Annotated in this window: 21 protein-coding genes and 1 other RNA gene; 6 read left to right on the plus strand and 16 right to left on the minus strand. The window is 51.7% G+C overall.

Translation table 11 applies throughout. The features are described from left to right. Positions 1-8 precede the first annotated feature (8 nt). A complete protein-coding gene (locus FXF61_RS06695) occupies positions 9-791 on the minus strand; it encodes a hydroxypyruvate isomerase family protein (protein WP_151184541.1) in 783 nt (260 codons plus the stop codon). Then, entirely contained in the window at positions 791-1,681 is an 891-nt protein-coding gene (locus tag FXF61_RS06700) for an NAD(P)-dependent oxidoreductase (RefSeq protein WP_151184542.1), read from the minus strand. The genes FXF61_RS06695 and FXF61_RS06700 overlap by 1 nt, the downstream gene beginning before the upstream one ends. A 107-nt stretch (positions 1,682-1,788) precedes the next feature. On the opposite strand from FXF61_RS06700, the gene FXF61_RS06705 reads away from it, so the two are divergent. The 4 genes from FXF61_RS06705 to cobS all read left to right on the plus strand — a co-directional run bounded on the left by FXF61_RS06705 (position 1,789) and on the right by cobS (position 4,625). Beyond that, positions 1,789-2,103, plus strand: coding sequence for a DUF2288 domain-containing protein (locus FXF61_RS06705; RefSeq protein ID WP_151184543.1), 315 nt, complete (start codon positions 1,789-1,791; stop codon positions 2,101-2,103). Between the two features lie 85 nt (positions 2,104-2,188). Further along, a complete protein-coding gene (gene cobT / locus FXF61_RS06710) occupies positions 2,189-3,247 on the plus strand; it encodes a nicotinate-nucleotide--dimethylbenzimidazole phosphoribosyltransferase (RefSeq protein ID WP_151184544.1) in 1,059 nt (352 codons plus the stop codon). After that, positions 3,244-3,858 carry a histidine phosphatase family protein gene (locus FXF61_RS06715; protein ID WP_151184545.1) on the plus strand — a complete coding sequence of 205 codons (615 nt, stop codon included), beginning with the start codon at positions 3,244-3,246 and terminating at the stop codon, positions 3,856-3,858. The genes cobT and FXF61_RS06715 overlap by 4 nt, the downstream gene beginning before the upstream one ends. Further along, a complete protein-coding gene (cobS, locus tag FXF61_RS06720; RefSeq protein ID WP_151184546.1) occupies positions 3,855-4,625 on the plus strand; it encodes an adenosylcobinamide-GDP ribazoletransferase in 771 nt (256 codons plus the stop codon). Before FXF61_RS06715 ends, cobS begins: the two co-directional genes overlap by 4 nt. Positions 4,626-4,747: 122 nt before the next feature. Here the strand turns inward: cobS and FXF61_RS06725 are convergent, their stop codons facing one another. From FXF61_RS06725 to ffs, 5 genes are all read right to left on the minus strand, one after another. Then, entirely contained in the window at positions 4,748-5,272 is a 525-nt protein-coding gene (locus tag FXF61_RS06725) for a rhodanese family protein (protein ID WP_151184547.1), read from the minus strand. A 155-nt stretch (positions 5,273-5,427) separates the two neighbouring features. Then, positions 5,428-6,027 (minus strand): recombination mediator RecR, encoded by a 600-nt coding sequence (recR, locus tag FXF61_RS06730; RefSeq protein WP_151184548.1) that lies wholly within the window; start codon positions 6,025-6,027, stop codon positions 5,428-5,430. A 115-nt stretch (positions 6,028-6,142) separates the two neighbouring features. Then, positions 6,143-6,466, minus strand: a complete 324-nt coding sequence (locus FXF61_RS06735) for a YbaB/EbfC family nucleoid-associated protein (RefSeq protein ID WP_151184549.1) — start codon at positions 6,464-6,466, stop codon at positions 6,143-6,145. A 10-nt stretch (positions 6,467-6,476) separates the two neighbouring features. Then, on the minus strand, positions 6,477-8,609 hold the full coding sequence (gene dnaX / locus FXF61_RS06740) for a DNA polymerase III subunit gamma/tau (protein WP_151184550.1): 2,133 nt from the start codon (positions 8,607-8,609) through the stop codon (positions 6,477-6,479). Positions 8,610-8,746: 137 nt separating this feature from the next. After that, an RNA gene (ffs, locus tag FXF61_RS06745) (signal recognition particle sRNA small type) lies at positions 8,747-8,843 on the minus strand. 191 nt (positions 8,844-9,034) lie between these two features. Here ffs and FXF61_RS06750 point away from each other — a divergent pair. Together FXF61_RS06750 and FXF61_RS06755 are read left to right on the plus strand one after the other, a co-directional pair. Then, a complete protein-coding gene (locus tag FXF61_RS06750; RefSeq protein WP_256663521.1) occupies positions 9,035-9,391 on the plus strand; it encodes a type II toxin-antitoxin system RelE/ParE family toxin in 357 nt (118 codons plus the stop codon). Then, entirely contained in the window at positions 9,372-9,668 is a 297-nt protein-coding gene (locus tag FXF61_RS06755) for a helix-turn-helix domain-containing protein (RefSeq protein WP_151184551.1), read from the plus strand. Before FXF61_RS06750 ends, FXF61_RS06755 begins: the two co-directional genes overlap by 20 nt. Before the next feature lie 73 nt (positions 9,669-9,741). Here FXF61_RS06755 and FXF61_RS06760 read toward each other — a convergent pair whose 3' ends face one another. From FXF61_RS06760 to FXF61_RS06800, 9 genes are all read right to left on the minus strand, one after another. Continuing rightward, a complete protein-coding gene (locus tag FXF61_RS06760; RefSeq protein ID WP_151184552.1) occupies positions 9,742-9,987 on the minus strand; it encodes a formate dehydrogenase subunit delta in 246 nt (81 codons plus the stop codon). Further along, the gene (gene fdhD, locus FXF61_RS06765; RefSeq protein WP_151184553.1) at positions 9,984-10,868 is read right to left on the minus strand and encodes a formate dehydrogenase accessory sulfurtransferase FdhD; all 885 of its coding nucleotides are present in this window, start codon (positions 10,866-10,868) and stop codon (positions 9,984-9,986) included. The genes FXF61_RS06760 and fdhD overlap by 4 nt, the downstream gene beginning before the upstream one ends. Further along, positions 10,849-13,803 (minus strand): formate dehydrogenase subunit alpha, encoded by a 2,955-nt coding sequence (gene fdhF / locus FXF61_RS06770; protein ID WP_151184554.1) that lies wholly within the window; start codon positions 13,801-13,803, stop codon positions 10,849-10,851. The genes fdhD and fdhF overlap by 20 nt, the downstream gene beginning before the upstream one ends. A 3-nt stretch (positions 13,804-13,806) precedes the next feature. Next, positions 13,807-15,366, minus strand: a complete 1,560-nt coding sequence (locus tag FXF61_RS06775) for an NADH-quinone oxidoreductase subunit NuoF (protein WP_151184555.1) — start codon at positions 15,364-15,366, stop codon at positions 13,807-13,809. A 15-nt stretch (positions 15,367-15,381) separates the two neighbouring features. Further along, positions 15,382-15,906, minus strand: coding sequence for a formate dehydrogenase subunit gamma (locus FXF61_RS06780; protein WP_151184556.1), 525 nt, complete (start codon positions 15,904-15,906; stop codon positions 15,382-15,384). Positions 15,907-16,054: 148 nt separating this feature from the next. Then, on the minus strand, positions 16,055-16,579 hold the full coding sequence (locus FXF61_RS06785) for a TIGR00645 family protein (protein ID WP_151184557.1): 525 nt from the start codon (positions 16,577-16,579) through the stop codon (positions 16,055-16,057). 327 nt (positions 16,580-16,906) lie between these two features. Beyond that, the gene (locus FXF61_RS06790; protein ID WP_151184558.1) at positions 16,907-18,169 is read right to left on the minus strand and encodes a diaminopimelate decarboxylase; all 1,263 of its coding nucleotides are present in this window, start codon (positions 18,167-18,169) and stop codon (positions 16,907-16,909) included. 12 nt (positions 18,170-18,181) lie between these two features. Further along, a complete protein-coding gene (locus FXF61_RS06795; protein ID WP_151184559.1) occupies positions 18,182-19,417 on the minus strand; it encodes an LL-diaminopimelate aminotransferase in 1,236 nt (411 codons plus the stop codon). Between the two features lie 24 nt (positions 19,418-19,441). Next, positions 19,442-20,908, minus strand: coding sequence for a glutamate synthase subunit beta (locus FXF61_RS06800; protein WP_151184560.1), 1,467 nt, complete (start codon positions 20,906-20,908; stop codon positions 19,442-19,444). Positions 20,909-20,915 lie beyond the last annotated feature (7 nt).

Consider the following 20,915-nt stretch of genomic DNA (forward strand, 5'->3'; position numbering starts at 1 on the left):
CTTGACAGCTAGCGGGCGAACGGCGCGCGCTGCAGCCAAGCCAAACTGCTTTGCGTGCTGTTGTTGGGGCGGTATTCTGCCGCCAACGCCCCTGTATAGCCAGCCTGCTGAAGCACTTGCGCCATTGCTACAAAGTCTACCTGCCCAGTACCAGGCTCACCTCGCCCAGGGCAATCAGCAAACTGCACATGCGCCACTTTATCGCCCAACACAGCTAAAGCCTGCTCAATGCCAATGCCTTGGCGCGCCATATGATAAACGTCCAGTTGTGCAAAGCAATTGGCGTGCTTTACCTCAGTTAATAGGTCATACAGGTGTTGCGGGGTGTTGATTAAAAAGCCAGGCATATCCAGCGGATTAATCGCCTCGCATAGCACTTTGATATGCAAACGATCAAAGGCCTGTGCAGCCTCACGCAGATTAGCTGCTAGCGTGGCAAGCGCACGCCCGCGCGACGCACCTTCAGCTAAACGCCCTGCCAAGACATTGACCATACGCGGGCGCACCATCAGCGCGTAACTGAGCGCTTCATCTAAGGCTTCTGCAAACTGTGGGCGTGTTTGCGGATCGCAGGCAATGCCGTTGCCGCCTTGCATCAAGTCCCCAGCGGGCAAATTGATTAACAGCAGCGGCATAGCGCAGCGCTCAAGCTCTTCTTTGAGTTGCAGCGCGGGCACAGCGTAAGGGAATTGAATCTCTACCCCGGCAAAACCTGCAGCCTTAGCCGCGCGCACGCGCTGTAACACAGGCAACTCAGTAAACAGCATGGATAGATTGGCAACGATCTCCATCAGTTGCCCCCGCTGTAGAGCTTAATTAATGTTGCTGGGTCAGAGGCTAAATGCCCTTGCGCGCCGTGGCTGCGCATCAGTTGCGCCGCTAAGCCACTCATCGGCGTGGCGGAGGTGTGTTGCTGTGAGAGTTTGACTGCCATATCTAAATCTTTAAGCAAGGTACGCACATGCCATTTGACGGGTTCAAACGCGCGCTTAGCCATTTGTGGAGCAAGTATTTGCAAGGGTGTGCTGTCGGCAAACCCACCCGCCAGCGCCGGCGCTAACAATGCGGCATCAACACCTGCCTGCTCGGCCAAGGCGACCACTTCAGCAATCACCATGGCATTGCAGGCGACCAGCATCTGATTGCACACTTTCGCCACCTGACCTGAACCAACCTGCCCCATGTGAGTGACACGTTGGCTTAAATGCTCTAACACAGGCAAAACCTGCGCTAACGCTTGTGCATCACCACCGGCCATCATCACTAAGTTACCCGCCTGCGCGCCTGCGACACCGCCAGATACAGGCACGTCTAACCAGCGCCCACCGATCGCATCCAGCCGTTCCGCCATATCGACAGTGGCAGCAGGCTCGATACTGGAAAAATCTATAATAATGATGTCTCGATTACGCTTAACTGCAAAGCCAATGCCATAATCGGCAAACATCACCCGTTGCACTGCTTGAGTATCGGCTAAACACAACATAATAATATCAGCGTGATCACACAGCTCGGCACACTCAAATACTTGCACAGCCCCCAGAGCCACCAAAGGCGCACACTTTTCTGGGCTGCGATTCCAAACTGTTAACGGATAACCCGCCGCCAATAAACGCTGGCACATGGGCAGCCCCATTAAGCCGATGCCGGCAAAGCCTAAACGCGGTAATGATGTGTGCATAAAAATCTCCCATTGTCTAATCGCATAAGCACTGCTCACACAAGCTTTGCCCCTTGGGTGAACGGGCAACACAAGCTATCATGCCCATTTTTGCCGCGAGAACAAAGATGCCAAACCAAATCAGTGACGCATACGCCCGCCTTCTAGGCGAAACAGCACAAATCAGCTGGGCTGAAATCATGCCATTGTTTGCTAAGGGGATGGTGCTCTGGGTTGCCAGTGATCAAGACTTAGTGGCCGTTGCCGAACTCATTATCAATGATGATAAAAAACAGGTCAGCGCGTTAATGCAACAAAAAGCGTTACACAACTTAGCTGATGAGCAAGCGCTGGACTTTCAGCAGCGTGATCCAGAGTTGTGGGCCGTAGTCGTTGCGCCTTGGGTGCTGGTACAAGAGCGCAAAACACCAACAGCACACTAACCTGCATCGACACATTGATTGCTTAGCTTGCCAGTACAGGCTCAAGCACACTCGACAGACTCTAAAAGAAGAATAAGCTAAAATCATGACTGAAAATACTTGGTGGTTAAACGCCGCAGCTGAGCTGTCGGAACCCGCACGACAACAGGCACAAGCGCATCAAAATCAACTGACTAAACCGCAAGGCTCCTTAGGCCGTTTAGAAAACGTTGCGATTGCACTGGCCGCTATGCAAAACACAAACAAGCCGCAGATCCATAGGCCACATATGCTAATTTTCGCTGGCGATCACGGCATTGTTGCGCAAGGCGTGTCGGCGTTTCCGCAGTCGGTCACCATTGCCATGCTGTCTAACTTTGTCAATGGCGGTGCTGCGGTAGCAACCCTGTGTAAAAAACAGAGCGTTGAGTTGGGTGTGATTAATTGTGGCACGGCAAACCCCTGTGAGCATTTAGCCCATATCATTCATCACCCTATAATGGCTGGCACCCATGACTTCTCACTGCAAGCGGCGATGAGTGCTGAGCAAACAGTGCAGGCGCTCAATTTAGGTAAAGCGCAAGTCGAACGCGTTCATAACAACGGCTGTGATTTTTTAATGCTGGGCGAAATGGGCATCGGCAATACATCAGCCGCCAGCTGCTTAAGTGCACTGTTGTTGGAGCGCGACGTCAGCAGCCTAACCGGCCCTGGCACTGGCGTTGCAGGTGACGCTTTAATCCACAAGAAAAACATATTAACCACCAGCGTGGCCCGCGCTAAGCCCTTAATTAGCAGCCCTTTAGCGATGTTAGAACAGGTCGGTGGCTTAGAAATTGCAGCCATTACTGGCGCTTATATTCGCGCCAGCCAGTTAGGCCTGCCCTGCTTTGTTGATGGTTTTATTACCAGTGCTGCAGCCTTATTAGCGGTGAGGTTAAACCCAGCAGTACGCGACTGGTTACTGTTCTCGCACTATTCTGCCGAGTGTGGCCACGGCGCTCTATTAACAGCCTTAGACGCAGAACCTTTACTCAACTTAGGCATGCGTTTAGGTGAAGGTTCCGGCGCTGCTGTGGCTTATGCAACGCTACAGCAAGCGCTCACCATTCATAACAACATGGCTACTTTTGCTCAGGCCGCAGTGGAAAACAAAGCGCCATGATCACCACTTACATCGATATCATTCGCCATGGCGAGCCGGTTGGCGGCAAGGTTTTTCGTGGGCATACCGATCACCACTTAACTGAGCGCGGTATTGAGCAGTTTCAGCAGCGTATCAAGCGTTTAGATTATAACTGGCAGCACGTACTGAGTTCACCCTTATTGCGCTGTCAGCAATCGGCGCACTGGCTCGCACAAGAACAAAATATTGCCATGCAGATCGAGCCCAACATCGCTGAAATTCATTTTGGCGCATGGGAAAACCAAGCGGTGGCAACAGTGATGGCCGAAGAAGATATCAGCCAGCTCTGGCAAGACCCGATGAACTTCTGCGCGCCGCAGGGCGAGTCTACCGCTGCTTTACAACAGCGCGCCTTAGCAGCGTGGCACAACCTGTTAAAAACCCAGCAAGGTAAACGCGTATTAATGGTCACCCACGGTGGTGTGATGCGCATGCTGGCACAGCATCTCTTAGAGCTTACGCCCAGCGCTATAAACAAACTCAGCCTACCTTACGCAGCGGTAATGAGTTTTAAAGTTATCGAAACAGAGTATCAAGGCGAGCAACAACAATGGGTCAGCCTTGAAAGCATGGACGGCACAGAACTATGAGCACCTACTACTGGGGCTTTTGGTTTGCCCTGACCTTTTTAAGCCGCGTGCCTGGGCCTTACTTAAAGCGCCTTGACCAAGAAGTACAGCAAGCGGCGATGTGGTTTTACCCTGTTGTGGGCGCCATTCTCGGCCTGCTCCTGGTCACCCTGGTCACCCTGTGCTTCTACTACAACCCACAGGCTTCGGTATTCTTAGTTGCTGCTTTAGTGTTGGCGCTCTGGGTCTACTTTACCGGCGCGATGCACTTGGACGGTGTTGCTGACACCGCCGATGCGTGGGTCGGCGGCCTAGGCGATCACACGCGCACCTTAGAAATCATGAAAGATCCGCGAGTCGGCGCTATGGCCGTGGCTGCTATGCTGGTTGTCTTGTTGGTTAAATTTGCCGCCATTAGCGCATTATTAGTTCAAGCTCAGGCCGATATTGGCTTGCTGTTGGGCGGTCTTGTGTTGATTCCCATGCTCGCCAGAGCCGGGATTATTGGATTAATGGCCACTAGCGCTTATGTACGCCCACAGGGCATGGTTAGCACTACGCAAAGCGCAGCAACTAAAAGCAAAGTCACCGTGATGGGGATTGTTTTGGCTGTATTAGGTATCTGGATGCTACAAGGCAAAGCGCTGATGCTGTTGTTGCTATGGATCACGTTGTTAGTCGCTTACCGTGCCGCACTTAACAAACGCTTGGGTGGTTATACCGGTGACACCCTTGGTGCCGGCGTCGAATTTCAAGAAACTGTGCTGTTAGTCGCGCTAGCCTTATAAATCTTTACTGGAAAAACAATTAAGGGCAGCTCGCTGCTGGCGGGTGTTCTTTGTGCTATTGGGCAGGAATCATGCAAATACATAGGCAAGCCTTACGCAGGCTTGCCTTAGAGTATATTGAGCTATGCAACTGCTTTTTTATTCCAGGGCATTTTCATCAGCACACGCGCTAAACCACAGAAACCCGTAATGCCAGCCATCATCAAACCGGCACCGACAAAACCAGATAAGGCATACCAGCTTGGAGAAACGGTCGTTCCCAAAATGACACCCAGTAAAATCATAAACCCAGCCCCAATCTGCACTTGGCGCTGAAGCTCTAGTGGTTGACTGGCATCTTTGACGACAGGTAAACCTGCTTTTTTCCAACCTGCCAAACCGCCTTCTAGAATATACACTTCGCAGGTAGCGCAATTATCTAAAACACCGGCATTGATCACTGTGCGGTTCCCCGAATTACAGTGAAAAATCACCGCATTGGTTTCGCTTTTTGGCATACCGTTGGTGTTCAGTTGCTCCATCGGCACATTCTGTGCATCGACAATATGCTCGCGTGCATACTCATCAGCACTGCGAATATCGACCATAACAGCACCTTGTGCCAATAATGTTTGCGCAGCTTGCGGTGTTAATACTTTGCTAGACATGGATCACCTTATTAATGAAACAGGGCCGCCATATGCATGCGCCTAACCAATGGACAGGATACTGCATACAGCACGGCTTGATTAACATATAAGTATAATTTATATCTATATATTAAAAAAGTATTAGCGGTATTTAATTTGACATTAATCAAGAGCTACATCTGTATGGGTCTGCGGCCAGCCAAGGCGTGACTGAGGGTACCACCATCCACCATTTCTAATTCACCGCCTAGCGGCATACCGTGCGCTAAGCGAGATACGATTAACGGCTTATCCGAGAGGATTTGCGCAATATAGTGCGCCGTGGCTTCGCCTTCGACGGTAGGATTGGTCGCTAAGATCACTTCATTGAATGCGCCGTTATTAATCCGACCGAGCAACTCAGGAATGCCAATGGTTTCTGGGCCTAAACCATCTAACGGCGATAAGTGGCCTTTTAGCACGAAATAGCGGCCACGGTAGCCGGTTTGTTCAACTGCGTAGACGTCCATTGGCCCTTGTACCACACACATTAACGTCTCATCGCGGCGCTGGTCACTGCACAAGTGGCAGATCTCTTGCTCACTCAGGCTGCGACATGAGCGGCAATAGCCGACACCTTGCATCGCTTCAGTTAAAGCTTGGGCTAAACGCTCCCCGCCACTGCGATCACGTTCAAGTAATTGCAACGCCATACGCTGGGCAGTTTTTTGGCCAACACCTGGCAACACGCGAAATGCATCAATCAATTGACGTATTAAAGGACTAAATGACATGACGTCTCAGCGAATTAAAGAATTAAATAAAGATCTAACTGCATGCTAACTTTCATAGCAAATAACAGGTGCTGCAGATCAGGCATACAGCGCACGCCTGATCTGCAGCACACCACTAGAATGGCATTTTAAAGCCCGGTGGTAGCTGCATACCTTCGGTCATACCAGCCATGTTTTCTTTGCTGCTTTGTTCGATTTTACGCACAGCGTCATTGACTGCTGCTGCTATTAAATCTTCAAGAATTTCTTTATCTTCCTGCAATAAGCTGTCATCAATACTGACACGGCGCACATCGTGACGACCGGTCATAACAACGCTAACCAAGCCGGCACCGGATTGCCCAGTGACCTCAGCATTTGCCAGCTCTTCCTGCATTTTCTGCATTTTTTCTTGCATTTGTTGTGCCTGTTTCATCAGGCCAGCCATACCACCTTTCATACGAGATTCCTTACATTACCGAGTCTATGGGTTGGATACTATCGGCACGAATTATAGCGCCAAATGTGTCTATTAATTGCAATACTATCGGATCAGAATGGATTGCAGCTTCTGCTTCTTGCTGACGTTGGGCTTGCTTGCGCAGCAGTGCCAACGCCGGTGATTCCTGCTGGAGAACATGCTGTTCTATGTGCAATTCAATCGGTGTATCCAATTGTGTGTTAATCGCATCATTGATGCGCTGCTGCTGCGTCTTATTAAATAAAGCACTGTGATTGGGGTCCAGGTGCAACAGCCAAGTGCCTGCGTTTCTTTCAATTAGCACCGTATTCGCAGCGATACTATGGGTCATACCTGCCAAATTTAGCTGTGCAAACAGTGCTTGCCACTCGGCAGCCAAACCAGAGGCCACAGGAATATTGGGCTGCAAATCTGCTGCACTGCCAATGTTCAATTCTGGTTTTGCATCTTCGTCGCGAATACTGGAGAGGTCTGCATACTCTTGAAAACCACTGTTATCAAGGTAAGCCTCGTCATCCTCGTCATCAGCAAATGCTTGGCTGTAATCTTGCTCATAATTAGGCTCTGGCTGATCGTCTGCATACTCTCTCACAGCTGCAGCGTCATATTGCTCAGCTGCACTACTGCTTGCTTGCGCTACGGCAGCTGGAGCGGGTGCAGGCTCAGCTGATACCTGAGGCGACACAACCTCTGTTGGCGTTGCAACGGCTAGTGATGCAGGATCAGTGGCTTGCGCGTCTGCTGACTCTACCGCAAGGGCTGTTTCCCAGGGCGCACGAACCGACTCTGCTGTACTGACAGCACGTGGATGAGCCGGCTCAGCGTAACGGTCTACTGCTACGGCCTCAGCAATTGGCGCTGCAGATTCGGCTTCAGCCTGCACTTGCTGTGCAGTCGCAGTCGCAGATGGCGCAGCTTGGCTCACAGGTGCAGTAATGGCAGGTTCTGCATCATGCAGCGCAACACTTAGCGATGCTGCTGATGCGCAAACAGCCTCAGGCTGAAGCAATGGCGTCGTCGGCGGAGTGCCGGGCAAGCTGGCTGGACGAAACGCCAACATGCGCAGCAACACCATCTCAAAACCATCACGCGGGTCCGGTGCTAAAGGTAAGTCACGGCGTCCGATCAAGCCCAGCTGATAATAGAACTGGACATCTTCTGGCGGCAGCTGCGCAGCCAGCGCCAACACTTGCTCACGATCGCCCTGGCCATTATCAATTGCATCGGGCATCAGTTGGGCAATGGCAATGCGGTGCAACGCGTTGAGAATTTCTGCTAAAACACCGGCCCAATCGGGGCCATGTTCAGCTAATTGCGCCACGGCACTGAGGGCGGCACGGGCATCACCAGCAATCAGCGCTGTGAGCACACCGTAGATTTGCCCTTGGTCCAATGTGCCAAGCATGGCGCGCACGTCTTCTGCAAAAACACGGCCGTCACCAAAGGATACGGCTTGGTCGGTCAGGCTCATGGCATCACGCATCGAGCCATCCGCCGCACGCCCCAGCAGCCACAGCGCGTCATCTTCAAAGGGGATATTTTCGCTGGTTAACACATTTTGCAGATGGCCAACAATCGGCTCTGGCGGCATGTTCTTCAACGAGAACTGCAAGCAGCGCGAAAGTACCGTAGGTGGTAATTTCTGTGGATCAGTGGTGGCTAATAAAAATTTAACATAGGGCGGCGGCTCTTCCAGGGTTTTCAACAAGGCGTTGAATGAACTGGTCGAGAGCATATGAACTTCGTCAATTAGGTAAACTTTGTAGCGTCCGCGCGTCGGCATATATTGCACGTTATCGAGCATCTCACGGGTGTCTTCAACCTTGGTTTTACTGGCCGCATCCACTTCGATCAAATCGATAAAGCGCCCTTCATCCACCTCACGGCAGATCGAGCACTCACCACAGGGTGTGGAACTAACGCCCTGCTCACAGTTCAGGCACTTGGCCATAATCCGCGCAATGGTGGTTTTACCCACTCCGCGGGTGCCGGTAAATAAGTAGGCATGGTGCAAGCGCTGATGATCAAGGGCATTGATCAGGGCTTTTAAAACGTGAGCTTGGCCCACCATTTCATTAAATGAACGGGGACGCCATTTGCGGGCTAACACCTGATAACTCATAGCAACCTAAAACCTGCAAGAAAACAGATACACATGCTAACGGAGCACAGCAAAAAATGCACCCGCAACAGGGTTTAGCAATAGGCTTTTTCGGATTTGAGAAGGGATGGGGCGGATTAAGCAAATAAGGTGGCAACCACTGCCAGCCACACCCCGGCACACAATGTCACCGCTATGGCTGCTCCCTTCCGGGCCTGACCAGGTTTACGGATAATCGTTGCGAGGGGACCGACAGGGGTCGCCATAACGCGTGCAGCAAAGGTTTGCTGCGGGGGCTATTGTACTCATTTGCAAAGAAGATACAAGTCGCAAAGCCTGCACGATAGCCAAGAGTGGTCTATAAAGACGGTGGTGCTGCCATAGCCGTTGTGCAGTTCACTAGATTGCTTCCTTTAACATACAGTCAGTTATCATATATGATAACAATGTGGGACGTTAAACCTATAACATGGAAAGTCTGCTTTTATCCGGGCACTGAAGAGCAGTTTCTTCAAATGCCAAATAAAATCCAAGCTCGAATGTTAAAACTACTTGAACTGATGGAAAAACATGGCGCTAATCTCGGATATCCTCACACCGAAGCAATCAGCGGTGGTTTATTTGAGATTAGAGCTAAAGCTACAGAAGGTATCGGTCGCGCGCTGTTTTGCTACTTAAAAGGTCAACACATCTATGTTCTTCATGCTTTTGTAAAAAAGACACAGAAAACACCTAGAAAAGACTTAGATCTTGCACGTCAACGCCAAAAAGAGGTCAAAAACTATGAACTTACAAACACTTAAACAACGCGCCCTAGCCAACCCTGATGTGAAAACTGAATACGATAAATTAGATGCTGAATTTGAGCTTATCGATCATTTGATTTCTATGCGCAGCCAAGCAGGCTTAACTCAAGAGCAACTGGCTGAGCGTATGAGCACACAAAAAAGCAATATCAGCCGATTGGAGCGCGGCAATAGCAACCCCAGTTGGGCGACTTTAGTTAAATATGCAAATGCTTGCGGGTTTGAATTGCTGCTCAAAGCGCAAAAGAAAAACCTAACAGCTCAGACAGAATAACGGCGCATCCAGCTTGAAAAACGCCATAACTGCCTGAGGTTCTTGATCCGCTTTTTGCGTGGCAGCCTGCAGTTTATGTTGCTACTGAGTCCGCCATTATCGCCTGTAATTGAGCAAGGCTCAGTTGGGCGACAACCGACAGCCCAGCTGGGTTTGCATCGTCATAATTAAGGATCAGCTGTTTCATACTGCGCGCCCAGAATTTGTGTAAATGATCGGCAACCACTGTTGCCACCTGCGCATCGTCACCATGGTGCAAGTTATTGGCAATGATGTGCTCAAGCATTTTCAGCAGATTGTTTAATTGCTGTTCACTCACAGTTGTTTCTCCTCACAGCACTCACCACTCTGTGCATAAATAACGTGGCGGCCCGGACGGGCAAAGCCGATCAAGTTCATCCCACTTTTACAAGCCTCGCGAATCGCCAGTGCAGTTGGTGCAGATACGGCGACTAAACTGCCAATCCCGACGCTGGCACTTTTTTGCACCATTTCAAAGCTGGCACGACTGGTTATTAGAGCAAAACCATGACTAAACGCCTGCTCGCCGTATTCGCGGATGCGCGCACCGATTAATTTATCCAGCGCGTTATGGCGGCCCACATCTTCTCTAACCATCAACACTTGGCCATTGGCGCTGCACCAAGCAGCACCATGCGTTGCACCGGTCTGTAACTGCTGCGGTTGGTGCTTGCTGAGGTTGCACAGCGCGCGCTGCACAACCTCATCAGCTGGCATACGCTGTGCTGCTACAGGTGCGATAGAGCGCACCACCTGTGCCAAAGACTCTGTTCCGCACAGACCACAGCCGGTACGCCCCACCATGCTTCGACGTTGCTGCTGCAGGCGCGTGAAGCAGTCGCCGGCGATGTGCATATCGATAGCTATGCCATCGTCACTGACTATAATTTCAAAGCTAAAAAGCTGAGCCGAGCGCTGCAAAATGCCTTCAGTCAGACTAAACCCCAACGCAAAGTCTTCTAAATCACCTGGCGAAGCCATCATCACTGCATGGGTCACTCCGTTATAAACCATGGCTATGGGAATTTCTTGCGCAACAGTATCCCATTCAATCGCAGCTGCACCTTCGATTCCACCACGCACATCAACCCGCAGCTCAGAAACTGGTGAGGGCAGCACGCTATCATCAGAAACCCTGATCACAGCTGACATATCTGCTTTACTTAGGCGGTTTGGCATGGCGACTGCCCTCATTGTGTATAGCAGGTTTGAGCAGCTTGTGTTGGCGCTGATCAAAGTCTTTAAAGTGACGCTGCCACTCTGACGGCTGGCTGACTACCTCGACCTGCACTGCAGTCACTTTGTATTCTGGGCAGTTAGTAGCCCAGTCAGAATTATCTGTAGTCACCACGTTAGCGCCACTGCCCGGATGGTGAAAGGTGGTATAGACCACGCCAGGCAACATGCGCTCGCTGAGCTTTGCGCGCAGCACTGTCTGCCCCACTCTACTGCTGACGCCCAGCCAATCACCTTCATGCACGCCGCGCAACTCGGCATCACTGGGGTGAATTTCCAAGACATCCTCAGCATGCCACTCACTGTTGTCGGTACGGCGCGTCTGCGTGCCGACGTTGTATTGCGACAAAATACGTCCTGTGGTCAGCAGCAATGGGAATCTGCGCGTGGCGCGTTCTTCAGTGGCGAGGTATTCCGTTACCGCAAAACGCCCCTTACCAATCGGAAAATCATCCACATGCATGGTTGGCATACCCTCAGGATGCGCAGCATTGCACGGCCATTGAATGCTGCCCAGCTGCTCCAGCTTGTCGTAACTGACACCAGTAAAGGTCGGTGTCAGCACGGCAATCTCATCCATGATCTCTGCGGGATGCGTGTAGTGCATGGGATAACCCAAGGCATTGGATAACGCCATGGTCACCTGCCAATCTTCCATACCAGCAATCGGCGCCATGACTTTGCGCACGCGGTTGATGCGCCGCTCAGCATTGGTAAAGGTGCCGTTTTTCTCTAGAAAAGTAGAGCCTGGCAGCAACACATGGGCGAACTTGGCGGTTTCATTGAGAAAGATATCCTGCACAATCACACAATCCAACGCCCTGAGCGCTGCTTCCACATGCTGGGTATTGGGATCAGACTGAGCAATGTCTTCGCCTTGGATGTACAAGCCCTTAAAGGTGCCAGCGATGGCGGCATCAAACATATTCGGAATCCGCAGGCCCGGCTCGTTGTCGATAGCAACGCCCCAATTGTCCTCAAAACGGCTGCGTACTGCGTCATCATTGACGTGCTGATAGCCCGGTAGCTCATGCGGGAACGAGCCCATATCGCAAGAGCCCTGCACATTATTTTGCCCGCGCAAGGGGTTGACGCCGCCGCCCTCGCGGCCAATATTGCCGGTGACCATGGCCAAGTTGGCAATTCCCATCACCATGGTCGAACCTTGACTGTGCTCAGTGACACCCAGGCCATAGTAAATGGCCGCATTCTTGGCCTGTGCATAGACGCGCGCGGCTTCGCGCACTTTTTCTGCAGCTACGCCTGATACGTTTTCCAGCGCTTCTGGCGAGTTGCGCTGCTCGGCAATAAAGCTGCGCCAGTTGCTGTACGCCTCAGTATCGCAACGCTGCTGAATAAAGTCGTGGTCTTCCAAGCCTTCAGTGACAATCACATGGGCCAGCGCATTAACCACGGCTACGTTAGTTCCGGGGCGCAAGGCCAAGTGCATGCCTTGCTCGGCGTGCGGGGTATTGAGAATATCAATGCGCCGTGGATCAATCACAATCAGCTTGGCCCCCTCACGCAAACGCCGACGCATCAGCGAGCCGAATACCGGATGCGCATCAGTGGGATTGGCGCCGATCACCACAATGGTGTCGGCCTGCATCACCGAATCAAAGGTTTGCGTACCGGCAGACTCGCCCAGCGTGGTTTTCAGACCATAACCGGTGGGTGAATGACAGACGCGGGCGCAGGTATCGGTATTGTTATTGCCGAACGCTGCGCGCACCAGTTTCTGCACCAAGTAGGTTTCTTCGTTGGTGCAACGTGACGAGGTAATCCCGCCAATGCTTTCACGGCCGTATTGCGCTTGAATATTTTTCAGTCGTTTCGCAGAAAACACCAGCGCTTCGTCCCAAGACACCGCTTGCCATGGGTCATTGATCGACTCACGAATCATTGGCTGTTTAATCCGATCTTTATGCGTCGCATAACCAAAGGCAAAGCGGCCTTTTACGCAGGAATGACCACGATTGGCCGCGCCGCCCTTGTAGGGCACCATGCGAATCACTTGATCGCCTTTCATTTCTGCCTTGAACGAACAGCCCACACCGCAATAGGCGCAGGTGGTCACCACGCTGTGCTCTGGAATACCGGCATCGATCACAGTTTTTTCTATCAAGGTCGAGGTCGGGCAGGCTTGCACACAGGCGCCGCACGACACACATTCGGAATCCATAAAGGGATCGTTCTGGCTGGCCACGACTTTGGAGTCAAAGCCACGTCCTTCGATAGTCAGGGCAAAGGTGCCTTGCACTTCGGCACAGGCGCGCACGCAGCGCGAGCAGACAATGCATTTGCTGGGGTCAAAACTGAAATACGGGTTGGAGCTATCGGTTGCCGCATCCAAATGATTTTCACCGTCAAAACCGTAGCGCACGTCACGCAGGCCTACCGCGCCAGCCATATCCTGCAATTCGCAGTCGCCATTGGCTGGACAGGTCAAGCAATCCAGCGGGTGGTCAGAAATATACAGCTCCATAATATTGCGGCGCAGTTTCGCCAGCTTGCCGGTCTGGGTGGTGACGGCCATGCCTTCTGCTACCGGTGTGGTACAGGATGCCGGATAACCACGGCGACCCTCGATCTCTACCGCGCACAGGCGACAGGAACCAAAGGCTTCAAGGTTATCCGAAGCACATAATTTTGGAATATTAATCCCAGCTAAAGCCGCCGCCCGTAAGACGGATGTGCCCTCAGGTACAGTAATGTCACGGCCGTCAACAGCGATGGATACCAGCGTTTCTGAGACACTGGCTGGCGTGCCGTAATCAAAGTCCGGATTGATACCCTTGGGGTTGGGCGTATAGCTTTGCGCGCTTGGATCGCCGCTGTTTGAGCCGCTGCTGTTGTTTGGGTCAAAGTAGTGCAGCATCTTTTATGTCTCCACTGGGTTCGGAGCGGCGAGCAGGTCTTCGCGGAAATGCTTGATCACGCTCTGCACCGGAAACGGCGTCATGCCACCCATAGCACAGAGCGAGCCATCCACCATGGTTTCACAGAGATCTGCCAGCAATTCAAGATTGTCATCGCGGTTTTCACCAGCGCGAATACGGTCAATCACTTCCACACCACGCACCGAGCCAGTCCGGCACGGTGTGCACTTACCGCAGGACTCAATCGCACAGAACTCCATGGCATAACGGGCTTGTTCGCCCATATCCACGCTGTCATCAAATGCCACGACACCGCCGTGGCCAATACCAGCACCCAGCGCAGCAAAAGCTTCATAATCCACCGGTGTCCCCCATTGGCTCTCTGGCATATAGGCCATCAGCGGGCCACCCACCTGTACCGCTTTGATCGGACGGCCGGTAAAGGTACCGCCACCGAAATCTTCGAGTATGTCGCGCAAGCTGACGCCAAACGCCAGCTCAATCAGCCCGCCTTGTTTAATATTGCCGGCCAGCTGAATCGCCAACGTACCCAGCGAGCGGCCCATCCCGTAATCGGCATAGGCTGGCCCGCCTTGATCCAAAATATAAGGCACGGCAGCCAGCGACAGCACGTTATTGACCACTGTGGGCTGACCGAATAGCCCTGCAATCGCCGGTAGTGGTGGCTTTGAGCGCACCAGCCCGCGCTTGCCTTCGAGGCTTTCCAGTAGCGAGGTTTCTTCCCCGCAAATATAGGCGCCAGCACCGAGGCGAACTTCTAGATGAAAAGCACGTCCGCTGCCCGCTACGTTTTCGCCCAAATAGCCTTGAGCTGCAGCACGGCCAATCGCCTCATTGAGCCTCTGTTGCGACAGCAGGTATTCAGAACGCACATAGATATACCCCTGAGTTGCACCCACAGCTAGACCGGCAATTACCATGCCTTCAATTAACATATAAGGGTCGCATTCCATCACCAAACGGTCGGCAAAGGTACCGGAGTCACCTTCATCGGCGTTACAGACAATGTACTTTTGTTGATTATGCGGCTCATCCAAGACTGTCTGCCATTTAATCCCGGCAGGAAAAGCAGCACCACCGCGGCCGCGCAAGCCAGAGGCTTTGACCTCATCAACAATCGCCTGCGGCGTCAGCTTGGCGGCCTTGTCTAGGCCAGCAAAACCGCCATGGGCAATGTAATCATCTAGACATAGCGGATCAGTGATGCCGATGCGAGCAAAGGTTAAGCGTTGTTGGCGCTTTAAATACGGGTGCTCTTCTATAGACCCCAAATACAATGCATGCCCTGCCTCACCGCTAAACAACCCAGCCGCCACCAACTCTGCAACCTGCTCAGGCTCGACTGGGCCATAGGCCACACGACCATCAGCAGTTTCAACTTCAACCAGCGGTTCCAACCAAAACAAACCGCGCGAGCCATTGCGCACAATGCGAATATCGACGCCTTGCCGCTGCGCATAATGATAAATCTGCTCAGCCACCTGATCCGCACCTAGAGATAAAGCGGTGGTATCACAGGGCACATAAATTGTTGTTGTCATGCGATACTCCTGCGCTTATTTCAGCTCAATAACGGTGGTGGTCAGCGTGTCCGTCAACTGGTCAAATTTTTCCGGACTCATGCGACCATACACGGCGTTATCCACCCGAATCGAAGGCCCACAGGCGCAATTACCCAAGCAAAACACCGGCGCTAAAGTAAACTCACGATCGCTACTGGTCTGGTGATAGTCGACACCAAGCTTATTCTGGATATGGCGTTCTAGTGCACGCCCACCGCGCGCCTGACAGGCTTCAGCGCGGCACACTTCAACAATATGGCTACCCGGCGGCTGCGTGCGAAAATGATGATAGAAACTGATAACCCCATGCACATCGGCGCGGGTTTGCTGCAGCGCTTCGGCAATAATCGGCACAGCATCTTTAGGGATATAACCGACTCGATCTTGAATGGCGTGCAGAATAGGCAGCAACGCACCGGGCTTGTGTTTCAGGGCGACAACCTGCCGTCGAATCATATCAGGGGACCAGTCGCCAGCCTGCACAGCTGGCGAGTGCTTGGCTTTGTCGGGCTTGTGCATGCCTGCTCCTATCTGTCTGTAGTCTAATTTAGCAATAACACTAAACTAGCATCTCGCTGCGACTTACGAAATGCAAACAGTTAGGTAAAAGGTCGTGTGGGCAGGCAGAAAATCTGGTGCTGGCTGCTTTTCAGAGCAGCCTAATAGCCTAATGTTTTTTAGTATCACCAGCGACTTTATCCATAACGGCAAACAACACACCTGATATCACGAACGCCATATGTATGATCACTTTCCACTTGAGACTATTGGCATCGCCATCGCTCATTTCAGCCGGTATATCCATAAACGACTTTAAAAGATCAATGGCAGAAATCGCGACAATAGCACCAATAACTTTCAATTTCAGACCAGAGAAATCAACCTTACCCATCCAGTCAGGACGGTCTTTGTTATCACCGGTATCAATTTTCGAGATAAAAATCTCATAGCCACTGAAGATAATCATCAACAGCAAGCTACCCACCAGCGACATATCGACTAGGGCTAGTATTCCTACAATGATGTCAGCTTCAGACGCTTCAAAAACATGGCTGGCCAGATGCCAAAACTCTTGTGCAAACTTTATAAATAATAAAACAACACTTAAAACCAACCCCAAATAAAAAGGGGCCAGCATCCAGCGGCTGTTGAAAATAGACTTTTCCAATGATTTTTCAATTTTTTCTAACATGTAAGGCTCTTGAGGTTTTTCAGAGGCGCGATTATAGGGCATTGTCAGTTTTTTGCGGAAGTAAAAAAGCCTAATCAACAGCAACAATGTTATGTCGACAGGTTTTATATGACGTACCTATACCACCGGCCAGCGCAGTAATTGTTGCAAGAGAGCTCGCGCAACCTGTGCACTCATTAAAAAAGAAAGCACATCGAACACTCGGCCGATTTCGGCCCAACAACTGTGCATATAACAGTCTCTACTTAAGCTGTTTAGATTCAGGCTCAGAGGCTGACGCCCCATGCATGCATGAGGCGTCCAGTTGGTAAAAGATGAGCAGTGAGCTTAGCTTGCAGACCACGCCTCAGGCTCAAAACGTAAAGTAGCAAAGTAATCATCCAGTGTTTCCGCACGGCGAATACGTTCCACGCTGCCATCGGCTTTTAGCAACAGCTCTTGCGGGCGCAGTTTGCCATTGTAGTTAAAGCCCATCGCATGGCCGTGTGCGCCGGTGTCGTGAATAATCAGCAAGTCGCCGTCCACGATTGGCGGCAAGGCGCGCTGTATCGCAAATTTATCGTTGTTTTCACACAGCGAACCCACTACATCAACCACCTCATCATCAGGGCCTGAAGCTTTATCCAGCACATCAATATGATGATAAGCGTTGTACATACCCGGACGCATTAATGCAGACATGCAGGCATCAACGCCGATATAGGTACGATAAATCTCCTTGCGATTCAGCGCTTGGGTGACTAACACCCCGTGCGGGCCAGTGATGTAGCGACCACTTTCCATATACAGCTTGGGCTGATAACCGTGCTCAGCGGCAAAGGTTTGTAATAGCGCATGGGTTTCACGGCCTAACTGTTCGACATCAAACACCTTTTCATCAGGGTGATAAGGAATGCCCAAGCCACCACCGATATTGATAAAATCAAACTCAATATTCAGTGCTGCGCCAACTTCAGCCACCAGCTCTAACAACATCTGCGTGGTTTGCACCATGTAGTCTGCGTTGCGCTCATTGGAAGCGAGCATGGTGTGTAAGCCAAAGCGCTTTGCACCGCGTGCTTGGGCTTTCTCAAACGCCACAAATATTTGCTCGTGAGTCAGGCCGTACTTGGCTTCTTCTGGGACACCGATAATGCTATTACCGCTGCGCGCTGTGCCTGGGTTATAGCGAAAACACACCTGTTCCGGCATCTGCGGCATTTTATCAATCAGGCCAATGTCATCCAGATTCACAATGCAACCGCCCTGCGCTTGCGCTGCGATAAACTCCTCTGGCGAGGTATTGTTGGAGGTGAACATGATGTCCTCACCGCGCGCACCCACTTCACGCGCCAGCTGCAGTTCAGCAATAGAGCTGCAATCAAAACCAAAGCCCAAATCGGCCATAATGCGCAAAATACTGGGATTGGGCAGCGCCTTCACCGCGTAGTACTCACGAAAGCCTTTCACCTGAGCGAAGGCCTGTTGTAATTGCAGGCCGGTATCGCGAATACCCTGTTCATCGTAGATATGAAAAGGCGTACCAAAATGCTCGGCAATGCTGCGCAGGTCTGGGTATAAACGCTGGCTGAAATTTTTAGAAATAGGCATAAAGGTTACCGATTAGAGAGGTGATTGTTGTAATGCGACTTCGATGCGCTGCATGGCCTGCTGCACGTTCTCGAAGTGATTAAAGGCGCTGATGCGAACATGCTGTTCACCGCAACGACCAAAACCTGCGCCTGGGGTACAAATCACTCCGGCTTCATTGAGTAAGAAATCAAAAAATGTCCACGCATCTTGATCGACCTGCAGCCAAATATACGGTGAGTTATCACCACCGCTGCATTGCAAGCCCATACGCTGGAAGGCAGCGCGAATATAAGCGGCATTGTTCAGATAATAGGCAATCAGCTCGCCGACTTGCGCTTGTCCTGCTGGGCTGTATACCGCCTCAGCCGCACGCTGCACAGGGTATGAGACACCGTTAAACTTAGTGGTATGGCGGCGCATCCATAAATCACGCACCGCTACCGCCTCGCCTGCAGCGGTGTAGGCTGTGCAGGCTTTGGGCACTACCGTATAGGCGCAGCGCACACCAGTGAAACCGGCTGTTTTTGAGAAGCTTCTAAACTCAATCGCAACCTTTTCAGCCCCCTCAATCTCATAAATGGAATGCGGTATATCCTCATCTTGGATAAAGGCTTCATAGGCCGCGTCAAACAAAATCAGCGCTTGATTGTTAATCGCATAATCCACCCAAACTTTAAGCTGAGCGCGGGTGATGCTGGCACCGGTGGGGTTATTGGGAAAACACAGATAAATTAAATCCACCGGTTCGCTCGGCAGCGCTGGCAGATAACCGTTATCAGCGCGGCACTCAAGGTACACCAGCCCCGGATAACGGCCATCGTGACTCTCCCCTGTGCGCCCGGCCATGACATTGGTGTCGACATACACCGGATAGACAGGATCAGGAACGGCTACACGCACATCTTGGGCAAACAACTCTTGGATATTGCCGGTGTCGCACTTGGCGCCATCGCTGACAAAAATCTCATCGGCGTCAATATGAGCGCCACGCGCCTGAAAGTCATGCTGGGCGATCGCCTCGCGTAAAAAGTCATAGCCTTGTTCTGGGCCATAACCGCGAAACGTCTCACCTTGCGCCAACTCATCCACGGCTGTATGCATAGCCTGCACGCAGGCATCGGGCAAGGGCTGGGTGACATCGCCAATCCCTAAGCGAATCAACTCCCGCTCAGGGTTGTGTTGCGTAAACGCCTGTATGCGCTGGTTTATTTCAGTAAACAGGTAGCTGGTTTGCAGCTTCTGAAAATGCTCATTGATTCGAATCATCGTAGCCTTACCCCCCCAGCAGAATTAACGCGGCAATGTTGTGCTGCCCATTAAGAACTCATCCACCGCGCGCGCCGCTTGGCGACCTTCACGAATGGCCCAGACCACCAGCGATTGGCCACGGCGCATGTCACCGGCACTGAACACTTTAGGCACATTGGTGGCATAGCCGCCTTGGGCATCGACACTCGCTTTAGCATTGCCGCGACCATCCTGCTCCACGCCAAAACCTTGCAACACACTAGAGACCGGACTGACAAAGCCCATCGCTAACAACACCAAATCAGCAGGCCAGAATTGCTCACTGTCAGGCACTTCTGCAAATTTGCCATTGTGCATTTCCACTCGCACTGTTTTCAGGCCGGTGAGTTTGCCGTTTTCACCGACAAATTCTTTACTGGCAATGGCAAACTCACGCTCACAGCCCTCTTCATGGCTGGACGAGGTGCGCAGCTTGTACGGCCAATAGGGCCAGGTTAAGGGCTTGTCTTCCTCTTCCGGTGGACGTGGCATCAATTCAAATTGCACCACGCTGGCTGCACCCTGACGGTTAGAGGTGCCGACACAATCCGAGCCGGTATCACCACCGCCAATCACAATCACATGCTTATTTTCTGCACGCAGCTGTGCAGGCATTGCCACGCCAGCGTTGACGCGATTTTGCTGAGGCAAAAACTCCATGGCAAAGTGCACGCCATCCAACTCACGGCCTGGCACAGGTAAATCACGTGATTGCTCAGCACCACCGGTCAGCAATACCGCATCAAAGTCTTCTTGTAAGCTTTGTGGGGTCACCTGTTGCGTGGCCCAATTGGTCACCTTAGTATCAGCTGGCAACTCACCAACCAGGGTGTTGGTACGAATCTCAACGCCTTCAGCACGCAGCTGCTCAACGCGGCGATCGATATGTGATTTTTCCAGCTTGAAATCAGGAATACCAAAGCGCAGCAAGCCGCCCACTTGATCATTTTTTTCAAACAAGGTCACGCTGTGGCCGGCGCGCGCCAATTGCTGTGAAGCAGCCAGACCCGAGGGGCCTGAGCCGACCACGGCCACTTTTTTACCGGTTTTATGCTGGGCAATCTGCGGTTGAACCCAGCCTTCAGCAAAGGCACGGTCAATAATGGCATGCTCAATCGACTTGATACCGACCGGCTGTGAATTGATATTTAAGGTGCAGGCCGCTTCACAGGGCGCGGGACAAATACGCCCGGTAAACTCTGGGAAGTTATTGGTGGACTGCAACACCTCATTGGCATGTTGCCAATCATCGCGATACACCAACTCATTAAAGTCAGGAATAATATTATTCACTGGGCAGGCGTTGTGACAAAAGGGTGTACCACAATCCATACAGCGTGCGCTTTGTTGTTTGGCTTGCTTAGGCGTGAGGCCATGCACAAACTCGTTGTAATCCTTGAGTCGTAATTCAACAGCATCGTAGGTTTCTTCAATGCGTTGGTATTCAATAAATCCAGTAACTTTTGCCATGATAATA

This window comes from Pseudomonas sp. C27(2019) (genome assembly GCF_008807395.1).
Lineage (GTDB): Bacteria > Pseudomonadota > Gammaproteobacteria > Pseudomonadales > Pseudomonadaceae > Denitrificimonas.